Origin of the sequence: Vibrio ordalii ATCC 33509 (assembly GCA_000257205.1) — a bacterium.
Lineage (GTDB): Bacteria > Pseudomonadota > Gammaproteobacteria > Enterobacterales > Vibrionaceae > Vibrio > Vibrio ordalii.
Window position 1 is genome coordinate 1 of record AEZC01000042.1, and the last position, 481, is coordinate 481.

At 40.5% G+C, this 481-nt stretch carries 1 protein-coding gene; it reads left to right on the forward strand.

Translation table 11 applies throughout. From position 1 onward, the window contains the following. The coding region (locus VOR_RS0102835) for a recombinase family protein (protein WP_010318222.1) at positions 1-309 on the forward strand (309 nt) is incomplete at its 5' end. Positions 310-481: the final 172 nt, after the last annotated feature.

A 481-nucleotide genomic window follows, 5' to 3' on the forward strand; every position in this document is an offset into this window, starting at 1 on the left:
TTTGTATCAATTGCGGAAGCAATTGATACTTCAAGCCCTGCGGGAGAACTGATCTTTCACATTTTCGGTGCTATCGCGCAATTTGAACGTTCTCTGATTAGCGAAAGAACCAAGGCAGGCTTAGCCGCAGCCAAAAGGCGCGGGAAAAATGTAGGTAGAAAGCCAAGTATGTCTAGGAAAGACATGAGATTAGCTGCTGGTATGCTACTTAGCGGTTCAATCACCAAAACTGAAGTAGCAAAACATTTTGGTGTATCAAGACCGACCTTAGATAAGGCACTGAAAAACATATCTTTGGAGGAAGAGTAAAGATATGTTTTTAGCCACATTAGATGAATTAGTCTGAATGCAATCTGTCAGGTTGTCCTAAATCAGTTCTGCCCCAAAGTCATTTAGCCATAGATTTTTGATGAGTTTCTCTTGTCATCAGTTGACCTACTTTTACTAATGGCTGAATATGTACTTAGTTTGGTATGGTGTG